The 21,885-nt window shown below is 68.4% G+C and carries 20 protein-coding genes and 1 pseudogene; 10 read left to right on the top strand and 11 right to left on the bottom strand.

Annotated elements, in window-relative coordinates; genetic code table 11:
• Positions 1-158 precede the first annotated feature (158 nt).
• Positions 159-902, top strand: coding sequence for an SDR family NAD(P)-dependent oxidoreductase (locus H3O04_RS21630; protein ID WP_027812267.1), 744 nt, complete (start codon positions 159-161; stop codon positions 900-902).
• A 141-nt stretch (positions 903-1,043) separates the two neighbouring features.
• Here the strand turns inward: H3O04_RS21630 and H3O04_RS21625 are convergent, their stop codons facing one another.
• Positions 1,044-1,676 carry a response regulator transcription factor gene (locus H3O04_RS21625; protein ID WP_006479687.1) on the bottom strand — a complete coding sequence of 211 codons (633 nt, stop codon included), beginning with the start codon at positions 1,674-1,676 and terminating at the stop codon, positions 1,044-1,046.
• 355 nt (positions 1,677-2,031) lie between these two features.
• Between H3O04_RS21625 and hpaC the strand changes: the two genes are divergently transcribed.
• Positions 2,032-2,577, top strand: a complete 546-nt coding sequence (hpaC, locus tag H3O04_RS21620) for a 4-hydroxyphenylacetate 3-monooxygenase, reductase component (RefSeq protein WP_006479688.1) — start codon at positions 2,032-2,034, stop codon at positions 2,575-2,577.
• A gap of 39 nt (positions 2,578-2,616) precedes the next feature.
• Here hpaC and H3O04_RS21615 read toward each other — a convergent pair whose 3' ends face one another.
• On the bottom strand, positions 2,617-3,867 hold the full coding sequence (locus H3O04_RS21615; protein ID WP_202588420.1) for a YbfB/YjiJ family MFS transporter: 1,251 nt from the start codon (positions 3,865-3,867) through the stop codon (positions 2,617-2,619).
• A gap of 183 nt (positions 3,868-4,050) precedes the next feature.
• Entirely contained in the window at positions 4,051-4,596 is a 546-nt protein-coding gene (locus H3O04_RS21610) for an RBBP9/YdeN family alpha/beta hydrolase (protein WP_202588419.1), read from the bottom strand.
• A gap of 115 nt (positions 4,597-4,711) precedes the next feature.
• On the opposite strand from H3O04_RS21610, the gene H3O04_RS21605 reads away from it, so the two are divergent.
• The 3 genes from H3O04_RS21605 to H3O04_RS21600 all read left to right on the top strand — a co-directional run bounded on the left by H3O04_RS21605 (position 4,712) and on the right by H3O04_RS21600 (position 6,708).
• On the top strand, positions 4,712-5,167 hold the full coding sequence (locus tag H3O04_RS21605; protein WP_027808620.1) for an Lrp/AsnC family transcriptional regulator: 456 nt from the start codon (positions 4,712-4,714) through the stop codon (positions 5,165-5,167).
• 406 nt (positions 5,168-5,573) lie between these two features.
• On the top strand, positions 5,574-5,696 hold the full coding sequence (locus H3O04_RS36555; RefSeq protein ID WP_006479692.1) for a hypothetical protein: 123 nt from the start codon (positions 5,574-5,576) through the stop codon (positions 5,694-5,696).
• A 58-nt stretch (positions 5,697-5,754) separates the two neighbouring features.
• Positions 5,755-6,708 (top strand): leucyl aminopeptidase, encoded by a 954-nt coding sequence (locus H3O04_RS21600; protein WP_124621236.1) that lies wholly within the window; start codon positions 5,755-5,757, stop codon positions 6,706-6,708.
• Positions 6,709-6,725: 17 nt separating this feature from the next.
• Here H3O04_RS21600 and H3O04_RS21595 read toward each other — a convergent pair whose 3' ends face one another.
• Entirely contained in the window at positions 6,726-7,235 is a 510-nt protein-coding gene (locus H3O04_RS21595; protein WP_202588418.1) for a GNAT family N-acetyltransferase, read from the bottom strand.
• Between the two features lie 64 nt (positions 7,236-7,299).
• Positions 7,300-8,331 (bottom strand): AraC family transcriptional regulator, encoded by a 1,032-nt coding sequence (locus H3O04_RS21590; protein WP_202588417.1) that lies wholly within the window; start codon positions 8,329-8,331, stop codon positions 7,300-7,302.
• Between the two features lie 272 nt (positions 8,332-8,603).
• Between H3O04_RS21590 and H3O04_RS36685 the strand changes: the two genes are divergently transcribed.
• From H3O04_RS36685 to H3O04_RS21570, 3 genes are all read left to right on the top strand, one after another.
• Positions 8,604-12,743, top strand: coding sequence for a GMC family oxidoreductase N-terminal domain-containing protein (locus H3O04_RS36685; protein ID WP_337249648.1), 4,140 nt, complete (start codon positions 8,604-8,606; stop codon positions 12,741-12,743).
• Between the two features lie 390 nt (positions 12,744-13,133).
• Positions 13,134-13,466: a type II toxin-antitoxin system RelE/ParE family toxin gene (locus H3O04_RS21575; protein WP_202588416.1), complete on the top strand. Its 333-nt coding sequence runs from the start codon at positions 13,134-13,136 to the stop codon at positions 13,464-13,466.
• The gene (locus tag H3O04_RS21570) at positions 13,463-13,792 is read left to right on the top strand and encodes a helix-turn-helix domain-containing transcriptional regulator (protein WP_006479699.1); all 330 of its coding nucleotides are present in this window, start codon (positions 13,463-13,465) and stop codon (positions 13,790-13,792) included. The genes H3O04_RS21575 and H3O04_RS21570 overlap by 4 nt, the downstream gene beginning before the upstream one ends.
• A gap of 24 nt (positions 13,793-13,816) precedes the next feature.
• Here H3O04_RS21570 and H3O04_RS21565 read toward each other — a convergent pair whose 3' ends face one another.
• The gene (locus H3O04_RS21565; protein ID WP_202588415.1) at positions 13,817-15,835 is read right to left on the bottom strand and encodes a VTT domain-containing protein; all 2,019 of its coding nucleotides are present in this window, start codon (positions 15,833-15,835) and stop codon (positions 13,817-13,819) included.
• 115 nt (positions 15,836-15,950) lie between these two features.
• Positions 15,951-16,403 (bottom strand): hypothetical protein, encoded by a 453-nt coding sequence (locus tag H3O04_RS21560; protein ID WP_011694632.1) that lies wholly within the window; start codon positions 16,401-16,403, stop codon positions 15,951-15,953.
• A gap of 332 nt (positions 16,404-16,735) precedes the next feature.
• Here H3O04_RS21560 and H3O04_RS21555 point away from each other — a divergent pair, with 332 nt between their 5' ends.
• Positions 16,736-17,383, top strand: coding sequence for a response regulator (locus H3O04_RS21555; RefSeq protein ID WP_011694631.1), 648 nt, complete (start codon positions 16,736-16,738; stop codon positions 17,381-17,383).
• Positions 17,380-19,176, top strand: a complete 1,797-nt coding sequence (locus tag H3O04_RS21550) for a sensor histidine kinase (RefSeq protein WP_202588414.1) — start codon at positions 17,380-17,382, stop codon at positions 19,174-19,176. The genes H3O04_RS21555 and H3O04_RS21550 overlap by 4 nt, the downstream gene beginning before the upstream one ends.
• A 36-nt stretch (positions 19,177-19,212) precedes the next feature.
• Here H3O04_RS21550 and H3O04_RS21545 read toward each other — a convergent pair whose 3' ends face one another.
• The 4 genes and pseudogenes from H3O04_RS21545 to H3O04_RS21530 all read right to left on the bottom strand — a co-directional run.
• A complete protein-coding gene (locus H3O04_RS21545; protein WP_202588413.1) occupies positions 19,213-19,512 on the bottom strand; it encodes a type II toxin-antitoxin system RelE/ParE family toxin in 300 nt (99 codons plus the stop codon).
• Entirely contained in the window at positions 19,509-19,784 is a 276-nt protein-coding gene (locus H3O04_RS21540; RefSeq protein WP_006482105.1) for a YlcI/YnfO family protein, read from the bottom strand. The genes H3O04_RS21545 and H3O04_RS21540 overlap by 4 nt, the downstream gene beginning before the upstream one ends.
• A 112-nt stretch (positions 19,785-19,896) precedes the next feature.
• A complete protein-coding gene (locus H3O04_RS21535) occupies positions 19,897-21,207 on the bottom strand; it encodes an MFS transporter (protein WP_124677988.1) in 1,311 nt (436 codons plus the stop codon).
• 129 nt (positions 21,208-21,336) lie between these two features.
• Positions 21,337-21,885: pseudogene (locus tag H3O04_RS21530) on the bottom strand (ABC transporter substrate-binding protein); the annotation flags it as partial.

The raw sequence follows: 21,885 nt of genomic DNA, 5'->3' as shown, positions 1-21,885 counted from the left end.
TCGCCGTTGAAGGTCGGCTTGCAGATCGTCGGACGCAAGGGCGCGGACGAACAGGTCTGCGCGATCGCGGCACACTTCGAGGCTGCACTCGCCGCATGAACCACGATGCGGGCGCCGCTGCCACCGGCGTGCGCCCGCGAACCACGGAATTCCACACCATGTCAGATCGAGTCGTCCTCGTCACCGGCGCCGCGCGCGGGCTCGGCGCCGTCATCGCCGAACGCTTCCATGCGGCCGGCTATCGCGTCGCGCTGGCCGACATCGCCGCCGACGCGATTCACGCGCATGCGCGCGACCTCGACCCGAGCGGCGAACGCGCGCTCGCGCTGCCGCTCGACGTCACGTCGAAACGCGATTTCGAAGCGGCGCGCGATGCGCTCGTCGCGCGCTGGGGCACGATCGACGTGCTTGTCAACAACGCAGGCGCCTCGAAAGTCGTGCCGGCGATGGAAATCACGGCCGAGCAGTTCGACCAGGTGATCGACGTAAACCTGCGCAGCGTGCTGTTCGGTTGCCAGGTGTTCGGCCAGTACTTCGCGCAGCGCGGCGCGGGCCGCATCGTCAACATCGCGTCGCTCGCCGGGCAGAACGGCGGCTCGGCGACGGGCGCGCACTATGCGGCCGCGAAAGGCGGCACGCTGACGCTGACCAAGGTGTTCGCGCGCGATCTCGCCGCGCAGGGCGTGACCGTCAACGCGATCTCGCCGGGCCCGCTCGATCTGCCGATCGTGTACGAAAGCGTCGCGCCCGAAAAACTGCGTCAGGTGCTCGCGAGCCTGCCGGGCGGCAAGCTCGGATCGGCCGGTTTCGTCGCCGATGCGGCCGTGCTGCTCGCGTCGGGCGACGCGCATTTCGCGAACGGTGCGTGCTGGGACATCAATGGCGGACTGTACATGCGTTGAGCGGCGGCACGCATCGGGCGTGTGGTGCCGTGCGCAATACGTGTGGCGTATAGGGCACGCGTGGCGCGTGCCTCGCCTGCTTCACGTGCTTCGTGTGCCGTGGCGTGCCTGCGCAAGCCCGTCCGCAAGCAGCCCCGACCGCTAGCGCGACGACTCTCCGTCGTCGCCCCACACGACCATCACGTCGCGCACCAGCGCGGCGATCGACGTCGCGCCGAGCTTCTCCTTGATGCTCGCGCGATGCACGTCGACGGTCTTCACGCTGATCGACAGATCGGACGCGATCTGCTTGCTGCCCTTGCCGTCCACGACGCCGCGCAGCACTTCCTTCTCGCGCGCGGTCAGCGCATCGAGCCGCTGGCGCAGCTCGCGGTGCCGCTGGCTCACCGCATGCCGCTGCTGCGCGAGCCGCAGCGCACGCTGCACGCGCTCGAGCATCTGCTGCGAGTTGTACGGCTTCTCGACGAAATCGATCGCGCCGTTCTGCAGCGCGCGCACCGACATCGGAATGTCGCCGTGCCCGCTGACGAAGATCACCGGCAGCGTCGCGCCGCGCGCATTCAGTTCGGCCTGCACGTCGAAGCCGCTTTTCTCCGGCATCCGCACGTCGAGCACGAGGCACGCGGGCAGGTTCACGTCGAAACGCGCGAGAAAGTCGGCGGCGTTCGCGAACCCTTCGGACGCGATGCCGACCGATTCCAGCAGCCACGCGAGCGACGTCCGCATGCCGCTGTCGTCGTCGACGATGTATACGATCGGTGCGGGTGACGTCATCGCGGGTGTCTCGCTGAATATCGGTATCGGGGTCGCACGCGCCGCGCGCAACGCCGGTGGCTGGCGTATCGCGCGCGTCGTTCGCTGGGGATGTGCGGCACATCATAACGAGCCGAAAATCCGCTGCAAACCCCTGCACGTGCCGTACGAACGCGCAACCGCGGTTTTTTTTCGCACGCGGCGGCACGCATCTAGGTAGAACCTTTAGACGCGTCGGCAGGAACGCCATCCCGATCGCCAATCGTGCGAATGGTCGGCCGCATTTTCGCGACGTACGCTTGGGTCATCGTCGGCGATCCGGCGCTGCCCTTGCAGCGCTGCGCGGTTCGCCGCTTTCGTCCAATCAGGAGCGCCCATGTCTTCCACGACCGATATCCAGCGACCGGCGCGCGTCGAACCGACCGATGCGCAGAAGGCCTTCCGCCAGGCGATGGCCCACCTCGGCGCGGCCGTCAACGTGATCACCACCGCCGGGCCGCACGGCCGCTGCGGGATCACCGCGAGCGCCGTGTGCTCGGTCACCGACGCGCCGCCGACGCTGCTCGTATGCCTGAACCGGTCGAGCGCGATGCATGCGACCTTCGAGCGCAACCGTCAGGTCTGCATTAACGTGCTGCCGGCCGAGCACGAGTTACTCGCGCGACACTTCGCGGGACTCACCGACCTGCCGATGGAACAGCGCTTCGAACTGCCCGTGTGGGATCGCGGCGAACAGGACGTGCCGGTGCTGCGCGATGCGCTCGCGAGCCTGCAGGGCACGATCGCCGAGATGAAGGAAGTCGGCTCGCATTCGGTGATGTTCATCGAGGCGACGTCGATTCGCGTGCGCGACGACGGCGACAGCCTGATCTACTTCAGCCGCGCGTTTCATCGCGTGTCGCGCACCGCGTGCGTGCGGTAACGATGCCGGCATGTGGCGCGGCGTGCGCGTTCGGGCGGACTACGCAGGCGCCCGCAGCGCACGCTGCCCGGCCGCAAGTGCCGCGCCCGCGAACAGCGTCAGCGCCGAATACACGAGCCCGCGCGCGAGCCCCGCGCTGTCCGACACCCAGCCGATCGCGACCGGCCCCGCGATCTGCCCGAAGGCGAAGACCGTCGTGAATGCGCTGATGCCCTTCGCCCAACCATCGGGCGGCAGGTTGTGCCGCACGAAGGCGGTCGTGGAGGCCACCGCCGACAGGAACGTCGCGCCGAACAGCAAGCCCGACGCGAACGCGGCAGCCGGATGCACGAACAGCGCGGGCATCAGCGTCGCGACGCCGAGCAGCGCGTTGAGCACGGCGAGCGCCTGGCCGCCGCGCATCCGGTCGAGCAGCCCCGACCACAACCGCGCCGACACGACGGTCGCGACGCCGAGCATCACGTAGAACGCGGCGACCACCGTGCCGCTCATCCCCGCGCCGCGCAGCAGCGCGACGATGAACGTCATGTAGCCGATATAGCCGACGCCGAACAGGCCGTAGCCGGCCAGCGCCAGTGCGAAGCGGGCGGGGCTCGCGGTCGCGGCCGGTTTCGCGCCGTCGGCCTGCTTGGGCGGTGCCGCATGCGCATGCTCGATGCGGCGCGCAGCCGACACGGCCACCGCCGAGAACAGCACGCACGCCACCGCGAGTGCGAACCATGCCGGCTGCCAGCCGTGTACACGGTGCACGAGCGTGGCCGGCACGAGCAGCGACGACGCGACGATGCCCCATCCGGTGCCGCCGTAATAGAGGCCGAGCAGCAGCCCTGCGTCGCGCGGCGACGCGGATGCGAGCCGCGCGGCCAGCACGCCGCCGCTGATGAAGATCAGCGCGCTACCGACACCTGTCGCGAGCCGCTGCGCGAGCAGCGCGTGCATGTCCGACGTGAGCCCGCCCGCAGCCATCAGCACGGCGGTCAGCGCGCAGCCGACCGCGAGCAGCGTGCCCGCGCGCCAGTGCCGCGACAGCAACGGAAAGGCCAGCGCACCGATCAGGTAACCGGCCGCGTTCGCCGTGTTCAGCGCGCCGGCCTGCGCGAACGTCCAGCCGAGGTCGGCCTTCATCGGCGGCAGCAGCAGCGCATACGAAAAACGGGCGAGGCCAAGCGCGATCGCGCTGCCCAGCGACAGGCAGATCGCGAGCCGCCACGCGGCCATGCGGCCGGGATCGGTTGCGCCGGCGTCCGGCCGCGAGCGGCCGGCACGCTCCGGTTGCGGCACTGCACGCATCGGGGTGTCTCCTTCGTTGTTCGATTCCGGGGCGTTCGCCGCCGTCGGTCGATCATACTGGAGCCGTGAAACCGGCGCGCGCCGGCGGCAAAAACCCGCCGGCCGTCGCGCCCGGGTTCCGCTCCCCGGCGGGACGCGCGCGACGGCTGGAAAACGCGGAATGCCGGCCGGCGCCGGCACGCACTACCGCCCGAGTCCGGCTGCAAACGCCGCAAGCAGCGCGCGCCCTTCGGGCCATCCGCCCAACCCGGACGCCGCGTTCAGATGGCCGCGTGCGCCGAGCAGAAGCGGCGTCGCCCCGTGTTCCGTGGCCCATTCGAGCGCTCGCCCCGCCGGATCGTACGGGTCGTCCGCGCTCGCGATCGCCAGCACCGGCACGCGCCCGAACCGACCGCCCGGCAGGTTCGCGAACGCGGCGGCGGCAACCGGAAAACGCGGCCCTGCCGGGTCGGGCACGGCCACGAGAAACGCGCCGCGCACCGCGCGCGCCGACCCGGCACGCCAATGTGCGAACAACAAACAGCCCAGCGAATGACAAATCACGAGCGGGGGCGCCCCGGCGTTCGCGACAGCCGTGTCCAGCGCCGCCGTCCAGTCGGCGAGGTCGGGCGCCTCCCACGAAGCCGGCGCGATGCGCGCGGTGCGGGGAAACGCCGTCTCCCAATGACTCTGCCAATGATCCGGTCCCGAATTGCCGATACCCGGCACGATCACGATCGCCTGATCCATCACGCCCTCCATCAACTGAAACCCGGAGTGTGACCACGCGCCGGTCCGCATGGAATGGCAAGTCATCGGTTATTGAGACAAAATGCCGATGAATCAACGGTACCGGAGGACCGTCATGCCGGACGAAGCACTGGATCGCCTGGATCTTGCGATCCTCGAAGCGCTGCAGGAGAACGCGCGGACGCCGCTGTCGGAAGTCGGCAGGCGCATCGGGCTGTCGCAGCCCGCCACCTCGGAGCGCGTCAAGCGGCTCGAAGAACGCGGCATCATCGCCGGCTACGGCGCACGCATCGATCCGGCCGCGCTCGGCTTGGGCATGATGGCCATCATCCGGCTCAAGACGACTCACGAGCACATCAAACCGGCGCTGCGCGCGTTCGCCGAGATGCCGCATGTCATCGAAGTCCACCGCATGACCGGCGAGGACTGCTTTCTGCTGAAGGTGCTGGTGCCGACGCCGGGCCAGCTCGAAATGCTCATCGACGCGATTGCGCGCTTCGGCGCGGTCACGACTTCGCTGGTGCTGCGCTCCGAACCGGCCAAGGCGATCGGAAAGGCGTTGCTCGGATGACGTGCGGATGTGGATCGACTGCGTGACGCATGGAATCATGCGGACCGGTTCGAGCACCAAGCGATCGCGCTTGTGGTTTTCGTGAATGACATAAAACGCAGCAATCCGGGCAATTGAATTCAAATTAAAAATAACCGGATTCATTTCGTCGATCCGGATTCCTTCCGCTAAAAAAATGATGCGCGATCTGTCGCTCGTTTTATTTTGTTTTTCCAATATGTGGATCGCGAATGCCTCGTGTTTAGCACGTCACGGCTAAAAACACTGCAACGCATTGCATTCGAAAATTCGTCAGACTAATATCGACGCCACTCGTCCGGCATTCACAAAATATCGAACGAGGAGCGGTCATGTTTTTTCCGCGCTTTCATGTTGAATCACTCATGTTCACCACAGGAGAATTGACATGCAGGAAACCCAGCAGATCGAATTGCTTGACTGGATGCAGGAAGACACGCACCCCGAGGCCGTCGACATGATGGTCGAGGACGCCGTGGTGCCGTTCGGCACCGCGCTCTGGCCGGTCTGAGCGGGCCACCCGTTCTCGCGGAAGGGCCGCGGCCCTTCCGCCGCTTCCGGAGAAACGCATGCTGAACCTGCACCGCGCGCTCGGCTTTCACCCCGCGTTGCGCGACAAGCTGGCCCGCGGCGAATCGGGAAAATTGCTGGTCGGCCATGACACCCGCAACCGCGACATCGCGTTGCGCGCCTTTGCCGCCCTGCCCGATTCGCTCGACGCGACCACCCTCTGCCTCGAAAGCACCCCGCCCGCCGACATCGCCGCCGCGCTCGACGCCGCCGACCTGTTCGTGCTGCTGTACGACTCGTCGTGCCTGCCGACGCCGTCGCCGAGCGGGCCGCCCTTTCTCGCCGCGATCCGCCCCGCGATCGTCGAACACTGGAGCAAATCGGTTTTATTCAAGGATTACGGCCCGCACCTCGACGAGGCGTTCGCCGAATCGCTCGACGACATCGCCGCGCGCAATGGCCGGCTGATCGACGCGGCCGCACGCGCGTCGCAGATCCGCTTCATCGACGAAGCCGGCAACACGCTGACGGGCTCGCTTGCGCCGGACCAGAAATGGACGAGCGTGGACGGCATGGGCAACCTCGACGTCGTGCCCGGCGAGATCGCGACGCACGTGACCGACCTCAACGGCTCGGTCGTGTTCAGCGGCACCTTTCTCGGCACCGTGCCGTTCGCGATCAAGTACAAGGTGGCCGAGCGGCTCGCGACGCTGCATGTCGAGCACAGCACGATCGTCGATTTCGACACCGACGATGCGGGCTTCCGGCGCGATTTCACGACCTATCTCGACCGGCACGCGAATCACCGGCGGATCGAGGAATTCGGCATCGGCACGAACCTCGGCATCCGCGGCCTGTACGGCCGCAACGCGGGGTTCGAGGAACGCCATCCGGGCCTGCATCTCGGGCTCGGCGGCGGCGAAAACGGCAGCCACCATCTCGACCTGATCTTCGCGCGCGGCACGCTCGCGCTCGACGAGCGGATCGTGTTTGACGGCGCGTTCGCCGTCTGACGCAGCGAGCAGGTTGCTCAGGCTTCGGCGGCCGCCGCGTCGCCGAGCCACTTGAACATCACGAAGCAGTCGACGAAGCCGAGCCGCGCGTGACGGTATGCGCGCGGCAGCCGGCCGACGATCTCGAATCCCAGCTTCTGCCACAGCGCGACCGCGACCTTGTTCGTCGCGACCACCGAATTGAACTGCATCGCGAGGAAACCGCGCTCGCGCGCCACCTGCTGCGAGTGTTCGCACATCAGGCGCGCGACGCCGCGGCCGCGCGCGGCCTCGCTCACCATGTAGCCGCAGTTGCTCACGTGCTTGCCGGGCCCGGCCGCGTTCGCTTTCAGGAAATACGAGCCGAGCACTACGCCGTCTTCTTCGGCGATCCACGTGCAGAGCGGCGCGTCGAGCCACTGTGCGCGTGCCGCTTCCTGGGTCGGTTCGGGATCGAATGCATAGGTTTCCTGAGCGGCGACGATGGCGCGGTAGGTCGGCCAGAAACGCGCGAAATCGTCGTCGGTCATCGGGCGGATCGTGATCATGCAGGGTCTCTCGTGAGTGTGATGTCGACAGGCAGGACGGGCAAGCGAGCGATCGTACCGCGATTCATCGACGGTCGCCGACTCGTCGCGCCGCGCTGCGATACGCGCCCGGCGGCACGCCGTACCAGCGCTTGAACGCCTGCGAGAAACTGGACAGATCGCTGAAGCCGAGCCGCTCGGCCACGTCCGCGAGCGACAGCCGCGCATCGCCGAGCAGCGTCTCAGCCATCGCCCCGCGCGTCTGCGCGAGCAGCGCGCGAAACGTCGTGCCCTCCTCCTGCAAGCGCCGCTTGAGCGTGCGCGGGCTCGTGTTCATCAGGCGCGCCATGTCCTCGAGCGAGAACGGCGCGCTGCCGGGCGTCGCGTTCAGGTATTGGCGCACCATCTCCGACGTGCCCACGCGCGCACGCCGTGCTTCGACGAGTTGCCCGCACATCTGCTCGCACATCGACACCGTCAGCGGATTCGCATGCGGCAACGGCCGGTCGAGGAACGCACGGTCGAACGCGAGGCTGTTCGCCCGCGCCGAGAACGTCGGCTCGATGCCGGCGATGCGCGGCGCCGCGAGCGCCGGCGAACGCGCGGCCTGCAGCGTGAAGAGCGACAACGCGAAATCGCCGCTGGCGATTTCGTGCAGCAGCACGGCCGCGGCCGTCATGTCTCGCTCGACGAGGAACCGGCTCAGGTCGGCGTCGAGTTCCGGCGCGCCGAAGCTGAGCACGCCAGTGTCAGCCGACTCGCGGTACGTGATGACGGTGTACGCATACGTGAGCGGCAAAAAACGCATCGCGAGCGCGAGCGCATCGCGCCCGGTCGCGCTCGCGATCAGCCCGTAGCCCCACACGCCGTACGCGGAGAAGTGGTAACGCCGGCCGACCTCGAACCCGAGGCCCTGTGCCCGGCCGAGCGCACGCAGCAGGTTGCCGGTCAGCCGCAGTTCCTGCGCGGCCGTCACCTCGACTTTCGGGTCGTCGAGCTGCGCGCTCGCGAGGCCCGTGCCGGCCAGCAGCGTGGCATGCGGCACACCGCGTTCGTCGCCGAAATCGACCAGCAACCGGGCGCTGGCCGGACTCCGGGTGAAATCCCAGAAGCTCATGCGGAGAAACCCTCGAAGCGCCGATTTGGCCCAAATACTAAAACAATTGTCCCCAACCAGCATTGGTGTTTTCCCATGCGGCCCGCACCATCGGCGTCATCCAGTCGTCGTCCGAACGACGCCATCATCCCAGGAGGAGACACCATGCGACCGAGTCGCCCGACCGATCCCGCCACCCACTTCACCCACTTCGCCCGCCGGCGCGCCGCCCGCGCCCGCATGCCGACACGCGTCGCATGACCCACCGATTACCGAAGCGAGGAGACGATTCCATGAGCAAGACTTTCGACTACATCGTGGTCGGTGGCGGGTCGGGCGGTTGCGTCGTCGCGGGCCGGTTGACCGAGGACCCGGCCGTGACCGTCTGCGTGCTCGAGGCCGGCGGCCGCGGCGACAGCGCGGTCGTCAACGTGCCGACCGGCGCGGTCGCGATGATGCCGACCCGCCTGAACAACTGGGCGTTCGACACGGTGCCGCAGCCGGGGCTCGGCGGGCGCATCGGCTATCAGCCGCGCGGCAGGGCGCTTGGCGGTTCGTCGGCGATCAACGCGATGGTCTATATCCGCGGTCATCGCGTCGACTACGACGGCTGGGCCGCGCTCGGCAACGAAGGCTGGGCGTACGACGACGTGCTGCCGTACTTCCGCCTGAGCGAGCACAACGAGCGCTTCGACGATGCCTGGCACGGCCGCGACGGCCCGCTGTGGGTCAGCGACCTGCGCACCGGCAACCCGTTTCATGCGCGCTATCTGGAAGCCGCGCAACAGGCCGGCCTGCCGCTCACCGACGATTTCAACGGCGCGCAACAGGAAGGCATCGGGATCTACCAGGTCACGCAGAAGCACGGCGAACGATGGAGCGCGGCGCGCGCGTACCTGCTGCCGCACATCGGGCGCCGCGACAACCTGACGGTCGAGACGCACGCGCAGGTGCTACGCATCCTGTTCGACGGCACGCGCGCGACCGGCGTCGAGGTGCGACAGCACGGTGAAATCCGCACGCTGCGCGCGCGGCGCGAAGTCGTGCTCGCGGCCGGCGCGCTGCAGACGCCACAATTGCTGATGCTGTCGGGCGTCGGCCCGGGCCGCGAACTCCAGCAGTTCGGCATCGCGGTACAAGCCGATCTGCCGGGCGTCGGCCGCAACCTGCAGGATCATCCGGATTTCATCTTCGGCTACCGCACGCGCAGCGTCGACACGATGGGCGTGTCCGTCCGCGGCGGGCTGCGCATGCTGCGCGAATTCGCCCGCTTTCGCCGCGAACGGCGCGGGATGCTGACGTCGAACTTCGCGGAAGGCGGCGGTTTCCTCAAGACGCGCGCCGATCTCGCCGCACCGGACATCCAGCTGCATTTCGTCGTCGCGCTCGTCGACGACCATGCGCGCAAGCTGCATGCCGGTCACGGGCTGTCGTGCCACGTATGCCTGTTGCGGCCGCGCAGCCGCGGCTCGGTCACGCTGAACAGCGCCGACCCGCTCGCGGCGCCGCGCATCGATCCCGCGTTCTTCGACGATCCGCGCGATCTCGACGACATGGTCGCGGGCTTCCGCCTCACACGTCGCCTGATGGATGCGCCTGCGCTCGCCAGCTGGACCACGCGCGACCTGTTCACCGCGAACGTGACGACCGACGACGAGATTCGCGACGTGCTGCGACGGCGCGCCGACACCGTCTATCATCCGGTCGGCACCTGCCGGATGGGGCGCGACGCGCTCGCCGTCGTCGATCCGCAACTGCGTGTGCATGGCCTGCAAGGGCTGCGCATCGTCGATGCATCGGTAATGCCGACGCTCATCGGCGGCAACACCAACGCGCCGACGATCATGATCGCCGAGAAGGCCGTCGACCTGATGCGCGGCGTATGCCGCATGCCGACGCAACCGTCAGGACAACGACGGATCGTGACCCTACCCTTGCAACCCGCGCCGCACACGCCGGCGACCAGCCCGAGGAAACCCGTCATGCTGTCGCCTGATCCTTCCCGTTCCGCCGGCTCCACCACGCCGCTTGCGGCGATCATCATCGGCGCCGGCTTCGCCGGCATCGGCATGGCGATTGCGCTGCAACGCGCCGGCATTCGCGATTTCGTGATCGTCGAACGCTCGCACGACGTCGGCGGCGTGTGGCGCGACAACCGCTATCCGGGCGCCGCGTGCGACGTGCCTTCGCACCTGTACTCGTTCTCGTTCGAACCCAATCCCGCGTGGTCGCGCGTGTTCGCGCCGCAGCCCGAGATTCATGCGTACCTGCAACACTGCGCGCGCAAGTACGGTCTCGCCCGCTATCTGCGCTTCGGCGCCGAAGTCGAACACGCGCGCTACGACGAAGCCGATGCGCTGTGGCACGTCACGCTGCGCGACGGCACGACGCTGAGCGCCGCGCTGCTCGTCAGCGGCACCGGCCAGTTGAGCCGCCCCGCCATGCCGAACCTGCCGGGCATCGACACGTTTCGCGGCCGTGCGTTCCACTCCGCGCACTGGGATCGCGATTACGCACTCGCCGGCAAACGGGTGGCCGTGGTCGGCACCGGTGCATCGGCGATCCAGTTCGTTCCGGCGATCGCCGGCGACGTGCGGCACCTGACCGTGTTCCAGCGCTCGCCGGCCTATGTGATGCCGCGCCCCGACCGCGCGTATCGCCCGTGGGAAAAGGCGCTGTTTCACCGGCTTCCGGCGGCGATGAAACTGCATCGCGCATCGATCTACCTGCGCTACGAGGCGCGTGCGATCGCGTTCACGCGGCTGCACGGGTTGATGAAGGTCGCGGTCGGCCGGCCGTTTCGCAAGTTGCTCGCGCGCGACGTGCCGGACCCCGCGTTGCGCGCACGGCTCACGCCCGATTATCCGGTCGGCTGCAAGCGCATCCTGCTGTCGAGCGACTATCTCGCCGCGATGAGCCGCGACCATGTGGAACTCGTCACGCAGTCGATCCGGCGCGTGACCGAGGACGGGATCGAGACCATCGACGGCGTGCATCATCCCGTCGATGCGATCGTCTACGGCACGGGGTTCGCGGCAACGGAATTCCTGTCGCCGATGCGCATCACGGGCCGCGGCGGCCTCGACCTGAACGATGCGTGGCGACGAGGCGCGCAGGCGTATCTCGGGCTCACCGTGCCCGGCTTTCCGAACTTCTTCATGCTGTACGGCCCGAACACCAACCTCGGTCACAACTCGATCGTCTACATGCTCGAGAGCCAGATCGCGCACGTGATGCGCTGCATACAGGCGATGCGTCGCGACGGCGCGCGCGAGATCGACGTCGACGCGCGCCGCTACCGGCGTTTCAACGTGCACGTGCAGCAGCGGCTCGCAGGGTCGGTCTGGAGCAGTTGCAAGAGCTGGTACGTCGATGCGTCGGGGCACAACAGCACGAACTGGCCGGGCTTCACGCTGACCTACCGGTGGATCACGCGCTTCACCGGCATGTCCGCGTACCGCTTGTCGCAGCCGCTGCCCGGGGCGGCTGCGCCGCTGCACGGCACGGTGGTCGCGCCGCCCGCCGGCAGATTCGAAGCCTTCACGGCCGCTTCGTTGCGCGGTTTCCTGCGCGTCGCGTTCCGGCCGCTGATCGGGCCGCCGTTCGGCGCGCGCATGCAGCGCCGCGTCGTCGCGCTGCTGTCGCCGCTGATGCCCGGTGCCGGCGGCACGCTGCGCTACCGCACGTCGGCGCAGCATGTGCCGATCGAAGTGGTCGCGCCGAAACGCGGCGATACGGGTGGCGCGATCCTCTATCTGCACGGCGGCGCGTTTTGTCTCGGCGGACCGCATACGCATCGCGGCGTGACGACGCGCCTCGCGAACGACGCGGGCCTGCCGGTGTGGGTGCCCGATTACCGGCTCGCGCCCGAGCATCCGAGCCCGGCCGCGCTCGACGACGCACTGGCCGCCTACGACGCGATGCGCACGCAGGGTTACGCGCCGCACCGGATCGTGATTGCCGGCGACTCGGCCGGCGGCGCGCTGGCGCTGGCGCTCGCCATCGCGCTGCGCGAGCGCGGCGAGCCGGCCGCCGCCGCACTGCTGCTGATCTCGCCCGTGACCGACTCGACGCTCGGCGGCGCGACGCTGGCCTCGCGCCGCCACGACGATCCGATGATCCGGCGCGGCTGGCTCGAACAGGGGCTGCGCTGGTATCACAGCACGGGCTCCGCCGCGGCGCGCGGGCCGCTCGACACCGGTCTGCATGGCCTGCCGCCGATGCTGATCCAGGCCGGCGACCAGGAAGTACTGCTGTCCGATGCGCAGCGGCTGGCCGAGCATGCACACGCGTGCGGTGTGCCGTGCCGGCTGGAGATTCACGCGGCGCGCTGGCATGTGTTTCATCTGCAGGCGTTTTACTTGCGCTCGGCGCGGGACGCGTTGCGGACGTTGGCGGGGTTTGCGGCGGAACGTGTCGCCACGACGGCATGACGATGAAACGAGGACGTACGACGATCGGCGCATGTCCGATCGTCGTGTCCGCTTGCAACGGCACGCCGCCGGGGCGACAACCACCCAAGATCGCGACGGCCGCGCCGGCGAAGCAGTAATTCACACAGTCTGCCGGCGGATTTTCCGCCCATCATTCATTCCCTCACGCTCCCCGTCTCGGGGTGCGTCTCCTCTCCTCACGCCATCGACAGCCGGCCATTTGGCCGAATCGTCATGCGCCATCCCGGATGAAAGAATGATCGTCGTCCGGGAAGCCCGCACCACGCCCTGATATCCCGACCATGAAGACGCCGTATGCGTGTCGGCCTCTAAACCATTGCGATGCCAACCGCTTCGTTCCCACTACCTTTTTGTAGCTTATAAGTTACAATGCTCGCCAAGTTCGAACTCCTTCGCTATCAGCGCGACGACGGTCGCGAGCCTTTCACCGAATGGCTGAACGCCGTCTGTGACAAGCCCGCGCAGGCGCGGATTCGCGAGCGCCTGCGCCGCGTGCAGACCGGCAACTTCGGCGATTGCGAGCCGGTTGGCGAAGGTGTGATCGAACTGCGCGTCCACGTCGGCGCCGGCTACCGCGTGTACTTCGGCCGGCACGGCAGCGCGTTGGTGCTGCTGCTGTCCGGCGGCGACAAGGCGAGTCAACCCGACGACATCAGGCGCGCCAGGGAACACTGGTCGAACTGGAAACGGAGGCAAACATGAACAAGCTCAAAGGCGCGGTATCGCACCACGATGCGGAAGTCGCCGAACTCGGCGCCGACCGCGAGCTCGCGGTCGCCTATTTGCGCGTCGCGATGGAATCGCTCGACGATCCCGACAACCGTGCGGCCGGCCTGCTCGCGCTGCGCACGGTCGCGGAAGCGTATGGCGGGCTCGGCGCCGTCGCGGCCGAAGCCGGCATCAGCCGCGAATCGCTGTATCGCACGCTGTCCCCGAACGGCAACCCGACGCTGAAAACCCTGCTCGCGGTGCTCAAGACGGTCGGCCTGCGCCTGTCCGTCGTTCCCGCGCAGCCGTCGCACGCGTAACGGGCGCACAGCGCGCGGGCTCCCTCACGGCTGAACCATCCACACCAGCAGCATCGCGTCCGGCGCGGCCGCCATCCCGGCCGGCCGATGCGCGATCGTCGGCTCCACCGCCAGCGCGTGTGCGATCGCCGCCGCATCGTCGATCGTCGTCGAGCGCACGAACGTCATCAGCCGCGCCGGCCGGCGCAGCGTCTCGCGATACAGCGCGCCGTACCACAACGGCCGCATGCCGAGCGCATCCTGCAACACGTACGGATAGCGCCACAACCGCAGCACGAAGCGGCTTTCCGGGTGCGCCGGATCGACGCGGACGAACACGCGCCGTGTGCTTTCGCCATGCGTGTAGCGCGGCAGCACGGGCAGCGTATCGGCGGCCGCCTGCGGCAACAGCCAGCGCAGCGCGGTGGCCGGCGTCCACGGCGTCGCGCGCTGCCAGCCGGCCTGCGCGAGATGACGGTCAAGCGTGTCCGACGTCGCGCTCCATTGCAGCGGCAGATATTCCTCGCGGTCGCCGCCGATCTCGGTGCGCCGCGTCGGCACGCGCTGCCACCCGCCGCGCAGCCACTGGTCGACGGTCATCGCGACCACGTCGCCGACATGCGGACGCGCCGCACGATCGAGCTGCCACTGCGCGGGAACTGTCCATACACCGGCCGTCGCGAGCACGACGACGACCGCGACGAGCGCGCCTCTCGGCTGCACGTGCTCGCGCACACGCCAGTACGCATAGGCGCCTGCGAGCAACGCGAACCACGCGAGCCCGAGACTCCATCCGCCCAGCAGACCCGACAACCAGGTATCGCCGACGTACAGCCGCGCGAAGCCGCCGAGCACGATCCACAGCACGACCGCCGTCACGACCGGTATGCGCCACAGCGCGGGCCGGTCGCGCGTGAGCGCCCAGCCGAGACCGCTGCTCGCGAGGATCGCGAACGCGGCGTCGGCATCGGGCAGCGCCACGTGCAGCGCGCCGGGCGGCAGGCTCGCGGGCGTCGCGCCGGGCACGCTCGCGCCGAACACCGGCACGAGCGCAACGGCGACACCGATCGTCGCGAGCCACCAGGCAGCCGTCAGCCAGCAGCGATGGATCATCAGCCACACGAGAAACGCGGCCGCGACGATCAGCCCCGTGTCGTGCCCATGCAGCACGGCGAGCGCGCTCATCACGGCGTCGCCGGGTGGCGTGCGCAGGTTCTGCAGGAACGCGTACAGCGCAATGTCCGCGTGCATCAGCGGATCGTTCGCGACGACGTCCTGCACGATCCCCGCGAACAGCCACACGCAGCCGATGAACAGCAGCGCGAGCACGGGCACCGCGCCGGGCAGCCCGCGCAAGTACGCGATCCCGTCGTGCAGCCGCGCGCCGAATCGCGGCCAGCGGCGCGCGCATGCATGCACGGTTTCGACGAGCGCGCGGTGCAACAACGGCCAGCCGCGCCGCAGCGCGACGCGCACGCCGATCCACACGAGCGCGACCAGCCCGGCCACGACCAGCAGGATCGCGGCGACCCGCACGCTGATCGCCGCGGCCAGCGCGGCCGACGCGCCGAACAGGATGCCGGGCGCGACGTGCACGGGCGCCCACACGAGCGCAGAGATCACGTTGACTGGATAGAACGACCGGCGCGGCAGCGTCGCGCAGCCGACGATGACCGGCACGACCGCCCGCACCGGCGCGAGAAAGCGCGCGAGCACGATGCTCTTCATGCCGTGACGCAGCACGAATTCCTCGCCGCGCGCGTAGGCGGTCGCATAGCCGAAGCGCCCCCACGCGTTGCGGATCATCCCGCGGTAATGCCGGCCGAGTTCGTAGCTGATCCCGTCGCCGATCACCGCGCCGACGGCCGCGACGCCGATCGTCGCCCATGCGTCGAGCGCGCCCGCGCCGATCAGCGCGCCGGCCGCGAACATCACGGCGCCGGCCGGCACGATCGTGCCGACCAGCGCGATCGCCTCGGCGCAGGCGGCCACGAACACGATCGCCAGCACGAGCAGCGGATGCGCGCCGATCGCGCCGATCCACGCATGGATCGTGTCGCTCATTGCACCCTCCCGGACGGTGCGGCCCGGTGCGCGACTACCGGGCCGGCAAGGGCATTGGATACGTTCATCGCAACATGCGCACGCTCGCGCCGACGTCGGAGGCCTGCAAGCGGGGTCAGTCGAACTCGTGCTGCCGCGCGTCGGCCTCGAGCGGCGCGTCGTGATAGCCGACCGTCGCGATCTCCCGTAGATAGCGCGCAAGAAACGCGCCGATCGAGCCGGCAGCCTCGTATTGATGGACATGCCTGAATTCGTGGGTCAGCAGGCGGCGCGTGTCGTGCCCGCGCAGCACGTACACCGCATGACCGAGCGTGAGGCCGATCGTCCCGGGCGCCAGCAGCCCGGAGTCGCGGGCGATCGCGGCCAGCGTCGGCGTGTCTGGAAACGGCATGCGGTCGACCGCCATCACGCGAATCCGGTCCGGCTGCGCGACGCCCACCGTGCGCGCGTCGTCGGCTTGCGCCGGCGTCAGCGGCGCGCCCTGCGCGAGCCCGCGCGCGGCCTCCGCTTCGGCCCAGGCGACCGCGGCGGGCAGTGCGGACGGCAGGATATCGGCAAGGTCGATCATTGCAGGGCTCCTGGTTCGAGTGGTGGCATCGGGCACCAGTTTAGTCCCGAATCGGAACGGTTCGGGGGCGCGGTTCCGGCGTGGCCGCACCGGCTCGCGGCGGCGGCAAAGGTACCCGGGAATACCCTGTTCCACCTGCGCGCCACACCGTACCCTTTCCTGCCGATTATTTCGTTTCAGTGCACATTCCGCACTCAACCCTCCCGAAAATTTCGCGAACGAGTACCGTTTTCGGGTTCGGGCGCATATATTGATCAGAAGAACGGCCGCGGCGACACCCGGACAGCAACGATGGCAACGCGCGGCGTCATCCCGAAGAGGATCGCTGGAAGATGATCAGGGTAATTTTGGCTGACGATCACGCAGTCATGCGGGACGGACTGCGTCACATCCTGGAGCGGGCCGGCGGTTTCGAGATCGTCGGCGAGGCGAGCGACGGCTCGGGCACGCTCGCGCTGGCCGAGCGCGCGGCCGCCGACGTGCTGCTGCTTGACCTGTCGATGCCCGCGCCGACCGGCATCGAGCTGATCCGGCTGGTCAAGCGCCAGGCGCCGTCGCTGCGCACGCTGGTGCTGACGATGCACGCGGAAACCCAGTACGCGGCACGCGCGTTCAAGGCCGGCGCCACCGGCTACCTGACGAAGGACAGTGCGACGGCCGAACTCGTCGAAGCCGTCGGCAAGGTGGCGGCAGGCGGCGTCTACGTGAGCCCGTCCGCGGCCGAAAGCCTCGCTCACACGCTGCGCGCGCCGGCTCAGGCGCTGCCGCACGAACGGCTGTCGGCGCGCGAGTTCGACGTGATGCGCCGCATCGTCGCGGGTCAGACCGTCACGCGAATCGCGTCCGAACTCGCGCTGAGCGCGAAGACGGTCAGCACGTACAAGACGCGCATCCTCGAGAAAATGGGGCTGCCGCACGAAGCCGCACTGGTCCGCTACACGGTGCGCCACGATCTCGACCTCGGGGACGACGACGCATGACGGCCGCCTTCCGCTTCCCGCCCGCGCCACCGCCGGCCGAAGACGATCCGGACACGTCGCGTCTGTTCATGTCGTCGCTGCCACCGGGCCGGCGCGAGCGGCGGCTCGCGCTCGCGACGGTACTCGTATCGGCCGTGATCTTCGCCGCGCTCGCGCCGTTCGCGGCCATGCCGCTCGCGCCGGGCTGGGCGTTCATTCCCGTGTACCAGTCGGCGATCGTGATCAACGACATGGTGACGGCCGGCCTGCTGCTCGGCCAGTACGCGATCCTGCGCGAGAAGCCGCTGCTCGTGCTGGCGGGCGGCTACCTGTTCACGGCGTTCATGGCCGGCACGCACATGCTGACCTTCCCCGGGCTGTTCACGCCAACCGGCCTGCTCGGCGCCGGCGAACAGACCACCGCATGGCTGTACCTGTTCTGGCATGGCGGCTTTCCGTTGTCGGTCGCCGCGTACGCACTGCTGCGCGCGACGTCGCGCGGGCGCCCGACTCCGGCCCCGCAGCGGCGTGCGGCGATTCCGGTCGTCCTCTGCCTCGTGGCCGCCGGCGGCGCGACGGCCGCGCTCGCGCTGCTCGCGACCGCCGGCCACGCGCTGCTGCCGCACATCATGAGCGGCAACCGGATGACCTCGACGATGACGAACGCGATCACGGTCGTCTGGGGCTTGAACCTCGTCGCGCTGATGCTGATGTGGCGGCAGCGGCGCCGCCATTCCGTGCTCGACCTGTGGGTGATGACGGTGCTCGTCGCGTGGCTGTTCGACATCGCGCTGTCGTCGATGCTCAATCACGGACGCTTCGATCTCGGCTTCTATGCGGGGCGCGCGTACGGTCTCGTCGCGTCGGGCGTCGTGCTGTTCGCGATGCTGTTCGAGAACGGCCGGCTGCATGCGCAGACGGTGCGCGCGCTGGCCGGCGCGCGCTACCAGCATCTGCTCGTCGTGCAGAAAAGCGCGCAGTTGAACGATGCGAACGAACGGCTCGAACAGCGCGTCGCCGCGCGCACCGCGCAACTGAGCGCGTCGAACCGTGACCTGCGGCGCGAAGTCGAGGAGCGCGTACGCGCGGAGCGGGCGCTACAGGCCTCGCGCGAGGAGCTGCGCGAGATCGCCGCGATCAGCGCCAGCGCACGCGAAGCGGAGCAGCGCCGCATCGCGCGCGAACTGCACGACGAACTGGCGCAGACGCTCGCGACGCTGAAGAACGATCTCGAATGGCTGATCGACCACGTGCCGCAGGACGACGCATCGCTGGCACGCAAGATCGCGGCGATGCACGCGCTCGCGCGCGGCGCGGTGGCCGCGACCCGCCGCATCGCGTCGGACCTGCGCCCGCTGATGCTCGACGATCTCGGCTTCGCGGCCGCGATGCAATGGCTCGTGGAGGATTTCCGGCACCGTCACGGGATTGCCTGTTCGCTGCGCGTCGAGCCACCGGAGCTGCAACTCGACGAGCCGTACGCGACGGCCGTGTTCCGCATCGCGCAGGAAGCGCTCGCGAATGTCGCCCGGCACGCGGCCGCGTCGCATGCGGACGTCGAACTCGTGTGCGGCGGCGAAGCGATCGCGCTGACGATACGCGACGACGGCGCGGGATTCGATCCCGCGGTGCCGCGCAAGTCGGCGTCGTTCGGGCTGGTGGGATTACGCGAGCGTGCGTATCTGGTCGGCGGCACGCTGCGGATCGCGACGACGCTCGGCGAAGGCACGACGGTCGAGGTGGAGATTCCGCGGGTGCCGACGCCTGTGGCGGTCGCGCATGGCGGGGACGGGGATTCGCGGATCAATCGCTGACCAACGCGGCAACGACAACCACCGCATCGTCACGTATCAGTGGTAATCATCTTCCCGTTGGTGTCGTACGGCTAAAATCGTAACTTGCTCGGCTGCTTCAATCTCGAACAGCAGGACATAGCCCGACGTGCCGAAGGACATGATCAGCTCGCGCAAAAATGGATTTCCGTGATCGACCTTGCGGCATGTGAACGGAAACATGCGGAGCATGGCGACACCTTGTTCGATCGCGTCCACAGCCCGCGCCGCCGCATCCACATCACGTTCGAGCAAGTATCGATACATCCGTACCAGATCCCCACGGGCCGCACGTGTATATCGAACCCGATAGATCAATCAGCCGCCTTCGCTGCACGCGCAGCCTTCAGCATGCCCTCGAGTTCGGCCTGCACGTCGGCGGCATCGACGTATTCACCGGTACGACGCGCCTCGTCGCGCGATGCGAGGCCACGGGTTACAAACTCGCGTTGCAGACGGCGACGCGCGATCCCGTCGCGCAGCGCCGACTCCATGAACGCAGACAACGTCTCGTTTTCCTCAAGGACCGACTCTGCCTCCTCCCGCAATTGCGGATCGACACGCAGCGCCGGCATGGTCGCGGTTTTCATCGCACACTCCATGCATTACATATGTAATGCATGGTAGCACACCCGCTTTTTCGCGTGCAGTCGGCCGTTCGGCCTAATCCACGTATCCCGGGGCCACAACCCCGGCCGTCCATCACGCCTGCGCCGCCACCATCCCCCGCTCCGAGCGCGTCCACGCGACCAGCGCGCCGACGCCAAGCAGCGCGAGGCACACGATCGGCACGATCATCGGCCCGAACGCGGTGCCCGTCACCTTGCCCGCGAACGGCATCAGGTTCTGGCTGAAGAAGCCGCCGAGGTTGCCGATCGAGTTGATCGCCGCGACGCTCGCGGCCGCCCGCGCGCCGGTGAAATAGCGCGGCGGCATCGACCAGAAGCACGGATACAGCAGCGGGATGCACGCGCCGCCGAGCACGAGCGCGATGAAGCGCAGCGGCGTCGATGGCAGCACGAGGCTCAGCAGAAAACCGAGCGCGCCGAGCGCCGCGACGATCGCGATCGTGCGCAGGATGCTCTTCGCACGGCGCAGCTTCGACGGCAGCCACACCAGCAGCACCACTGCGAGCGCCCACGGCAGCATGCTCAGGAACCCGTTCGTCGTGCTCGACACGCCGAACGATTTCACGATCGTCGGCAACCAGTACGTGACGCCGTACAGCGACGTCGACATCAGCATGTAGGTCGCCGCGAACAGCATCACGCGCGGATCGAGCAGCGCCTTCCACGGCTGACCATGCTCGGCCTGCGCCGGCTTCTCGCGCTCCAGCGCGGCCGCGACGATCTGCTTCTCGCGCTCGTCGAGGAACCGCGCTTCGCGAAACGATGCGGGCAGCACGCGGAACACGACGATCGCGACGACCACGGCCGGAATGCCCGTCGCGACGAACACCCACTGCCAGCCCGCCAGCCCCCACACGCCGTTCAGGCTCAGCAGCACGCCGCCGACCAGCGAGCCGAGCATGTTCGCGAGCGCGCTGCCGAGCGTGAAGATGCCGAGCACCTTCGCGCGGTAGCTCTGCGGAAACCACAGCGTCAGGTAATAGATCACGCCCGGATAGAAGCCGGCCTCGGCGATGCCGAGCACGAAGCGCAGCGAACAGAACGCGGGCATCGACGTCGTGAAGCCCATCAGCACCGTGATGAGCCCCCACGTCAGCATGATCCGTGCGAGCCACACGCGCGCGCCGTAGCGATGCAGCGCGAGCGTGCTCGGCACCTCGAACAGCAGGTAGCCGATGAAGAACAGCGACGACGCGAGCCCGAACGCGGCTTCCGTCATGCCGAGGCTGTGCACCATCTGCAGTTTCGCGAAACCGACGTTCTGCCGGTCGATGAACGCGATCAGGAACATCACGACGAGGATGGGCAGCAGGCGCCGCGCCATCTTCGACATGATGCGCTGTTCTTCGGCGGACGCGGGGTCCAGGGTGTCGGTAGCGTTCACTTCAGGCTCCTTGGGTGAATCGATTGCATATCGGTTGAATCGGTGAATCGGTTGAATCGGCACCGCGCGTGACGAACGCGCCGGCGCGAGGTGTTTCGATGAATGGAACCGGATCGCGACGGGCGTAGCTCAACCCGACCGGTAGTCGTCGAGCATCGGCGCGAACATTTCGTGCCACGCGCGCGGCTTCGCCTTGATCGTGCCGGCCAGGTACAGGAATTCGACGTAGTCCATCAGCTGGTTCGGCAGCACCGAGAAGCGCGTGTCGGGCGCGGCGAGCATCCGCATCACGTCGTCGTGCGACACGCCGACGCCCGACGACGCCGCATAGAGCGCCGCCGCCGCACGCGGGTCCTGCGCGATCACGCGGTTCGCTTCGTCGAGCGCGCCGAGAAACGCGACGGCGAGCGCCGGCTCCGCATCGACGAGCCGCTTCGGCGCGAACACGACGTCGAGCGTCATCGGGCCGAGCACGTCGACCGAGCTCACCACGCGATGAATGCCGGGCTGCCGCAATTCGAGCGTCGAGAACGGCGGCGACGTGAAGTGCGCGGTCACGCCGTTCTCGCGGCGGATCAGCGCCTGCATCGCCTGCGGATGCGGCAGGTTCACGGTGATCGAATCGAGCTGCGCGAAATGCGTCGGGCCGAGCTGCCGGCTCGCGACCATCTGCAGCAC

The organism is Burkholderia sp. KCJ3K979 (assembly GCF_016759955.1).
GTDB lineage: Bacteria > Pseudomonadota > Gammaproteobacteria > Burkholderiales > Burkholderiaceae > Burkholderia > Burkholderia orbicola.
The sequence above is the reverse complement of the archived record's forward strand: the minus strand, read 5'-3'. Positions and strand labels throughout refer to the sequence as shown.